The 6,986-nt window shown below is 65.0% G+C and carries 7 protein-coding genes; 1 reads left to right on the plus strand and 6 read right to left on the minus strand.

Annotated elements, in window-relative coordinates:
* The 5 genes from EOD07_RS16490 to EOD07_RS16510 form a co-directional block, all read right to left on the minus strand.
* Positions 1 to 321, minus strand: a 321-nt coding sequence (locus EOD07_RS16490) for an ATP-binding cassette domain-containing protein (RefSeq protein WP_164772287.1), incomplete at its 3' end; no start/stop codon positions are given.
* 3 nt (positions 322 to 324) lie between these two features.
* Complete coding sequence (locus EOD07_RS16495; protein ID WP_127236225.1) at positions 325 to 1,410, minus strand: ABC transporter ATP-binding protein; 1,086 nt, start codon at positions 1,408 to 1,410, stop codon at positions 325 to 327.
* Positions 1,407 to 2,363: a sugar ABC transporter permease gene (locus tag EOD07_RS16500; protein WP_127236226.1), complete on the minus strand. Its 957-nt coding sequence runs from the start codon at positions 2,361 to 2,363 to the stop codon at positions 1,407 to 1,409. The genes EOD07_RS16495 and EOD07_RS16500 overlap by 4 nt, the downstream gene beginning before the upstream one ends.
* Positions 2,360 to 3,220, minus strand: coding sequence for a carbohydrate ABC transporter permease (locus tag EOD07_RS16505; RefSeq protein WP_040984053.1), 861 nt, complete (start codon positions 3,218 to 3,220; stop codon positions 2,360 to 2,362). The genes EOD07_RS16500 and EOD07_RS16505 overlap by 4 nt, the downstream gene beginning before the upstream one ends.
* Positions 3,221 to 3,299: 79 nt before the next feature.
* On the minus strand, positions 3,300 to 4,913 hold the full coding sequence (locus EOD07_RS16510; RefSeq protein ID WP_127236227.1) for an extracellular solute-binding protein: 1,614 nt from the start codon (positions 4,911 to 4,913) through the stop codon (positions 3,300 to 3,302).
* 352 nt (positions 4,914 to 5,265) lie between these two features.
* Between EOD07_RS16510 and EOD07_RS16515 the strand changes: the two genes are divergently transcribed.
* Positions 5,266 to 6,294: a LacI family DNA-binding transcriptional regulator gene (locus tag EOD07_RS16515; RefSeq protein ID WP_073985445.1), complete on the plus strand. Its 1,029-nt coding sequence runs from the start codon at positions 5,266 to 5,268 to the stop codon at positions 6,292 to 6,294.
* Positions 6,295 to 6,311: 17 nt separating this feature from the next.
* Here EOD07_RS16515 and EOD07_RS16520 read toward each other — a convergent pair.
* Positions 6,312 to 6,986, minus strand: a 675-nt coding sequence (locus EOD07_RS16520; RefSeq protein WP_164772288.1) for an ABC transporter ATP-binding protein, incomplete at its 5' end; no start/stop codon positions are given.

Here is a 6,986-nt window from a genome sequence, read left to right on the forward strand (position 1 = left end):
TTCGGCGACCTTCCGCTCGACCAGCGGGAAGCGGACATTGTCGCGCGCGCTCATATGCGGGAACAGCGCCAGGTTCTGGAACACCATGGCGACGTTGCGTTCCGCCGGCGAGACGCTGTTGACCGGCTTGCCGCCGATCAGGATCTCGCCCTGATCCGGCGCTTCCAGGCCGAGCACAAGGCGCAGGATCGTCGACTTGCCCGACAGCGGCGGGCCGAAGAAGCAGAAGAACTCGTTGTCGTTGACGGTGAAGGAAGCATCGTCGACGGCAAGCGTGTTGCCGTAGCGTTTGGTGACATTGCGGAAAACGATATCGGCCATGGCTCAGCCCGCCTTCACTGCGAGGCCGGTGGCGGCATCGAAGACGCGCACCGACGAGGCCGGCGGCGCGACGACCGCCGTCTGCCCCACCGACAGCCCGACGTCGTTCTCGAACACCGCCTTCACCGCGCTCTCGCCTTCGCCGAGATGGACGATGGTGCGCGCGCCTATTCGCTCGACGAAGCTCACCGGCATCGACAGCCCGCGCTCGGCAAGCGCCACCTGCTCGGGCCGGAAGCCATAGAGCACGTCGCCGCGCGCCGCGCGCACGGCCGAAGCCAGTTCGTCCGGCAAGGGCGGCGTGACGCCGAGCGGCCCGAGATCGATGACCAGCCCGCGATCGCTTTCGGCCGGCCTGCCCTTGAGCAGGTTCATGCCCGGCGCGCCGATGAAGCGCGCGACGAAGACATTGGCCGGATTGTTGTAGACCTCGAGCGGCGTGCCGACCTGCTGCAGCACGCCGTGATCCATCACCGCGATGCGGTCGGCCATGGTCATGGCCTCGAGCTGGTCATGCGTGACATAGACCATGGTCTGCCTGAACTGACGTTGCAGCTGCTTGAGCTCGGTGCGCATCACCGCCCGGAAGGCGGCATCGACATTGGAGAGCGGCTCGTCGAGCAGGAAGATCGCCGGCTCCATGATCGCCGAGCGGCCGATCGCCACGCGCTGCAGGATGTTGACCGAGAGCCGGTCCGCCTTGCGGTCGAGCAATGGCGTCAACTGCAGCATCTCGGCGATGGCGCCGACGCGGCGGTCGATCTCGGCCTTGGCGGCGCCGCGCATCTTCGGCCCATAGGCAAGGTTCTGGCGCACCGTCATATGGGTGAAGATGGCGTAGTTCTGGAAGACGAAGCCGACACCGCGCCGCCCCATCGGCACGCCGGCCATGTCGCGCTCGCCGAACAGGATCTTGCCGCTGGTCGGCTCTTCCATGCCGGCGATCATGTTCATCGTCGTCGACTTGCCGCAGCCCGAAGGTCCGAGCAGCGCCATGAACTCGCCATCGGCGATTTCGAGGTCCATCGTCTTCAGCGCGGTGAAGTCGCCGAACTTCTTGACCAGATTCTGCAGATGGATGGCGCTCATGCCGGCACCTCCCGCGCCTTCGCCATGCGCTTCATGGCGTAGACCGCGACGATCGAGAGAACGATCAGGATGGCAAGCGCGATTGCCGCCACATAGCCCCAGATCAGGTCCTGCGTGGTGACCTTGTAGATATAGACGGAGATCGTCTCGGTGGCGACGCCGGGGCCGCCGCCGGTCATGATGTAGAGCGTGTCGAAGATCTTGAAATTCTCGATCACCCGGATCGCCAAGGCGATGATGATGATCGTCTTCATCTTCGGCAGGACGATGGTGGTGAAGCGCTGCCAGGCATTGGCGCCGAGCAGCGTCGCCGCCTTCATCTGATCCTCCGGCACGCCGACCAGGCCGGCGAGCAGAATGAGGAACATCAGCGGCGTCCACTGCCAGATGTCGGCGACCATGACGGCGATCAGCGCCAGGGTCGGATCCGACAGCCAGGCGATGGTGACCGGCGCGCCAACGATCCGTGACAGGATGTCGTTCACCGGGCCGCCCGACTGGAACAGCATGAAGAACATGTAGCCGGCGACCGCGGGCACGACCATCATCGGCATCAAGAGGATCGAATAGAAGATCCGCTTGCCGGGAAAGTCGTCGGCAAACAGCGTCGCCAGCGCGAGACCCAGCAGAAACTCCGCCGGCACGCAGACCAGCATGACGATCGCCGTGCGCTGCAGCGCGCTCCAGAAGCGCGTGTCGGCCGCGAGGTCGGTGTAGTTGGCGAAGCTGTTCCACATCTCCCAGGCGTTCCACCAGCCGACGCCCGAAAGCGGCGACCAGTCGGTGACGCTGATGTAGAGCTGCATCAAAAGCGGAAAGGCGGAGATGAACAGCACCAGGATCTGCGCCGGCAGGGTCAGGCGGAAACCGAGCCGCGCGCCCTCGTCAGGCGTGACGGACTTTGTCCGCGCGGCCATCTTGTCCTCCGAGATCATCGCCGTCAGCGCGCTCATTGCTTGAGCGCTCCGAAGGTCAGCCCACGCACCAGGTGACGCTGGATGGCGATGCCCATGATCACCGGCGGCACCGCCGCGATCAGGCCGAGCGCGGCCTTGGCGCCGTAGAGCTGTCCGGTCATCGAGGACGACAGCGACGCCATATAGACGGGGATCGTCACCCATTCGCGCGTCGTGAGCAGCAGTGCGATGAGGTAATCCGACCAGTTGAGGATGAACACGAAGAGCGCGGCGCTCGCCAGCGGCGCGCGCATCATCGGCAGCGTGATGCGGGTGAAGACGCGCAGCCGCGAGCAGCCCTCGACGAGCGCGGCCTCCTCGATCTCGCGCGGCATGTCGTCGAAGAAGGTCTTCATCAGCCAGAAGGCGAAGGGCAGCGTGACGATGCCGTAGATCAGCGCCAGCCCCCACCATGTGTCGTTGAGATTGAGGAAGGCCCACATGATCATCACCGGGATCATGACGGCCATCGGCGGAAACAGCCTGAGCTGGATCAGCGCCAGCGGCAGGTTCTGGCCGGAGCCGAAGCGCGACAAGCCATAGGCTGCGGCAGTGCCCGCCGACATGGCGATCACGGTTCCGAACACCGCCGATAAGAGCGACGACAGGATCGGCTTCACCGCCGTGTGGTCGAGCGCGACGATCAGGTCGTTGGTGGAGTGGCCGAACACGAACTGGAAATTGGCAAGCGTCGGCTGCTTCGGCCACCAGGTCAGGTCGGCGCCCGTCGCCGACCACTCGCCGATCGGCTTGAAGGCCATCGACACCATCCACAGGATCGGCACCAGCGTCACCGCCATCGCCGCGAGGATCGCGGCGTAGCGGAATATCTCGAAAGGAACGGAACGCTTCATCTGGCTGCTTTGCTGGTGGCGTTAGGAAGGAGGGAAGAGCTGACGCCCCTCCCCTCCGGTTCTGATCCAGGGAGGCGGATCAGCTGATCGGATCGAGAACGGTCGGCCAGGCCTCCTTGTTGGTCTTGATGGCTTCGAGGAGCTTGTCCTCGCCGATGCGGCGCGCGATCTTCTTCCACTCCCGCTCCGTGTCGGCCATCGCCTGCTCCGGCGTCTTGGCCTTGGTCAGCGAGGCGACGAGGTTCTCGTCGAGCGCGTTGTGGAAGGCGGTGGCACCGGGATAGTTGATGGTCGGCACCGTGCGCGCCACCGTCTCGCGCACCACGTCCATGTGGTAGGCGTGATAGGTCTGGCGTACCAGCGGATCGGAAAAGTCCGACAGCCGGAAGGGATCGAGATAGCCGCCGGGATTGGCGCTCATCCAGGCATAGATGCGGGCCGAGCCGAGCCACTGCAGCAAGAGATAGGCGGCCTCCGGATTCTTCGACTGCGACGAGACCATGCCGGTCAGCGAGAACCAGAGCACCGAGCGGCTGATCAGCTTGCCTTCGATCTCGCGTCCCGGCGGCAGCATCGAGCCGATCTTGCCGGTGACGGCGGAATCTTTGTTGCCGGCATTGTCGAGGAATTTCGGCAGGTTGGAGAAGGCGCAGGTCATCGCCGCACCGCCCTTGGCGAAATTGCCATACTGCTCCGGCCAGCCCCACGAGATCGCGTCCGGCGAATGGTGCGCCAGCGAATCCACATATTCCTTCGCCGCCGCGATGCCTTGCTCGGAATTGATCAGCGGCTTGCCGTCATCGCCGAACAGGAACTGGTTGGGCGAGGCCATCGAGACATAGCGCTGGTACCAGTTGGTATAGCCCCAGCCCTGGTTGCGCAGGTCGGTCGAACCGAACAGGCCCTTGTCCGGCCGCTGGAAGAAGGCCGCGACGTCGCTGTGCTGCTTCCAAGTCTTCGGCGGCGCCAGGTCGTAACCATATTTGTCCTTGAAGGCTTTCTGCTCGGCGGCATCGCTGAACAGATCCGTGCGGTAGACCCAGGTCTGGAAGTCGCCGTCCAGCGACACGCCATAGGTCGAGCCGCGATACTGGTTGAGCAGCGACACGCCCTTGGCGCCGTTGACGTAGCCCTGCTTCGGGTCGTCCCACTCCGGCTTGTGCTTGGCGACGAAGTCGTCGAGCTTGGCGATGCCGCCGGTTTCGGCGAGATCGCCAAGCCGGTTCCATTCGGTCGAGTAGATGTCGTAGGCCCCACCCTTGGTGGAGATGTCCTGCATCGTCTTGGTGAATTCCTGGCCGTTGGGCAGGCCGACGATCTCGATCTGGATGCCGGTTTCCTTCTCCCACAGATCCTTGATCGACGGCGCGCCGGCCGGGAACGGCTTGGTCAGCTGGCCGATCGAGCCGTCGGACAGGCCGAGAACGATCTTCGCCGGCGCCTTGCCGGCCGCCTTCAGGGCCTTGGCCGCCTCGACGGCGCGCCCTTCCGGCGTGTCGGCTCCGTATTGATAGCGCTCCGCGCCGTCGAAGCCGGTCGGGCCGCCGATCATGCCGGGTGCCAGCGCGTCCGCCGCGAAGGCGCGGCCGGGACGAATGAACTGCGGTGCAATACCGGTCGCGGCGACGAACACCGCGGCCTTTCCTCCGGACGCCAAAAGGCGGCGCCGCGACATGCGGATCAATTGAGACATCGAATTCCTCCCTCGGGGCCTGTTCCTCCATGGCCCACGTGAGGGATATTGACGACAGCGTGTGAAGGCTGTCAACATCATAAATACTCAAAACACGTCATAAGATCGCAAATGAGGGAGAAAATGCAGTCCGCCGAACCCTTCACATCGCACCCATTGCTTGGATTTGAGGGGCTTTCGCCTCGATCCGGCCGCCTTGGCCGGACCTTCGCCGCCTTATGTACCGCGCCGGCTTGCGCGCAAGCCAAGGGCGGTTACATCATTTCACATCAGAATCGCGGTTGCCGCTGAGGCGTTTTCCGGAACTGAGTGGACGCTGCGTGATTTTGATGCTTGCGATGAGGTGCTCGACGTGCGGTCAACCCTGACAGACATAGCCCGCGAAGCCGGCGTTTCTCCGGCCACGGTCGACCGCGTGCTCAACAACCGGCCGGGCGTACGCGCCCGCACGCGCGAAATCGTCATCGAGATGGCGCAGCGCCTGGGCTACATCGCCGAGACGTCGAACGGCGCGCCGCAGCGCGCCGTGCCGGGACAGACGGTCAGGCTCGATTTCGCGCTGCCCGCCGGCACCAACTCCTTCATCAAGCTCTTACACCGCCACATCGAGGCGCAGGCACTGACGCGGCCCGACCTCGATGTCCGCGTGACGACCATCGAAGGCTTCAACCCCGATCGGCTCGCCCGCCTGCTGCAGGACCTGCATGGCCAGACGCAAGGCGTCGGCGTCATCGCGCTTGACCATCCCACAGTGCGCGAGGCGATCCGCTCGCTGTCGGCGAGCGACATCAAGGTCGTGACCATCGCCTCCGACATCCTGCATGTGCCGCGGGTCGCCTATATCGGCATCGACAACCGCGCCGCCGGGCGGCTGGCCGGCTATCTTCTCAACCGCTTCATGGGTGCCGGACGTCCGGGCAAGGTGGCGCTGTTCGCCGGCTCGCTCGCCTATCGCGGCCATGAGGAACGCGAGATGGGTTTCCGCCATATCGTCGCAGAGGAATCCCCCAACCTCGAGATCGTCGAGATGCGTGAAATGCTCGACGACCGCGAAAAGGCCTATTCGGAGGCCTCCGCCTTGCTCGAGCGTCACCCCGACCTTGCCGCCATCTACAATGTCGGCGCCGGCAACACCGGCATCGCCCGCGCGCTGAAGGAACGCGGACGTGCGAAGGAGATCATCTTCCTCGGCCACGAGGTGACGGACGGCACCAAGGAGCTTCTGCTCGACGGCACGCTCGACGCGGTGATCGACCAGAACCCGCGCGTCGAGGCCAGGGAGGCGCTCAACATCTTGTCCCACTCCGTCAGGGGCTTGCCCTACGAGCTCCACCAGCCGCGGCTGCAGGTGATTTTCCGCGAGAGCATTCCGGAGATTTGAGCGGGGCTCGCCCAATCTCAGGCGGCGATCAGCACCGTGCTGTCCGGCGACCAGCTGAGCACCACCGGCTCGCCTTCGGCCAGGCGCTCGGCACCTGTGTTCTGGACGATCACCTTCAGCGTCTGGCCGTCACGGTCGACGAAATAGGTGCTGTTGTTGCCGGCGAAGATGCGCTTCGAGACCTGCCCCGTGAGCGTGTTGGCATTGGCTGGGTCGGGCTTTGCCGCGCCGGTGGAAATCCGGATGCGCTCGGGCCGGACCGCGCAGCTCGCTTTGGCGCCGGCCGGCACCGATGCGCCTGTCGAAGCCGCGATCGTCGTGCCGTCGGGCAGCTTGATCCCGGAGCCGGTCGCATTGCCGCGAAAGATGTTGGCGTCGCCGAGGAAGGTCGCGGCGAACTCGCTTTGCGGCTTGTCGTAGATTTCCTCGGGCGGGCCCTCCTGCACCAGCCGGCCGTCGCGCAATATGCCGATGCGGTCGCTCATCGTCAGCGCCTCTTCCTGGTCGTGCGTGACGAAGATGGTGGTGATGCCGATCTCGCGCTGGATGCGCTTAAGCTCGATCTGCATGTCGACGCGCAGCGCCTTGTCCAGCGCGCCGAGCGGCTCGTCGAGCAGGAGCACGCGCGGCTTGGTGACGACGGCGCGCGCCAGCGCCACGCGCTGGCGCTGGCCGCCGGAAAGCTGGTGCGG

The sequence above is a fragment of the Mesorhizobium sp. M2C.T.Ca.TU.002.02.1.1 genome (assembly GCF_003997225.1).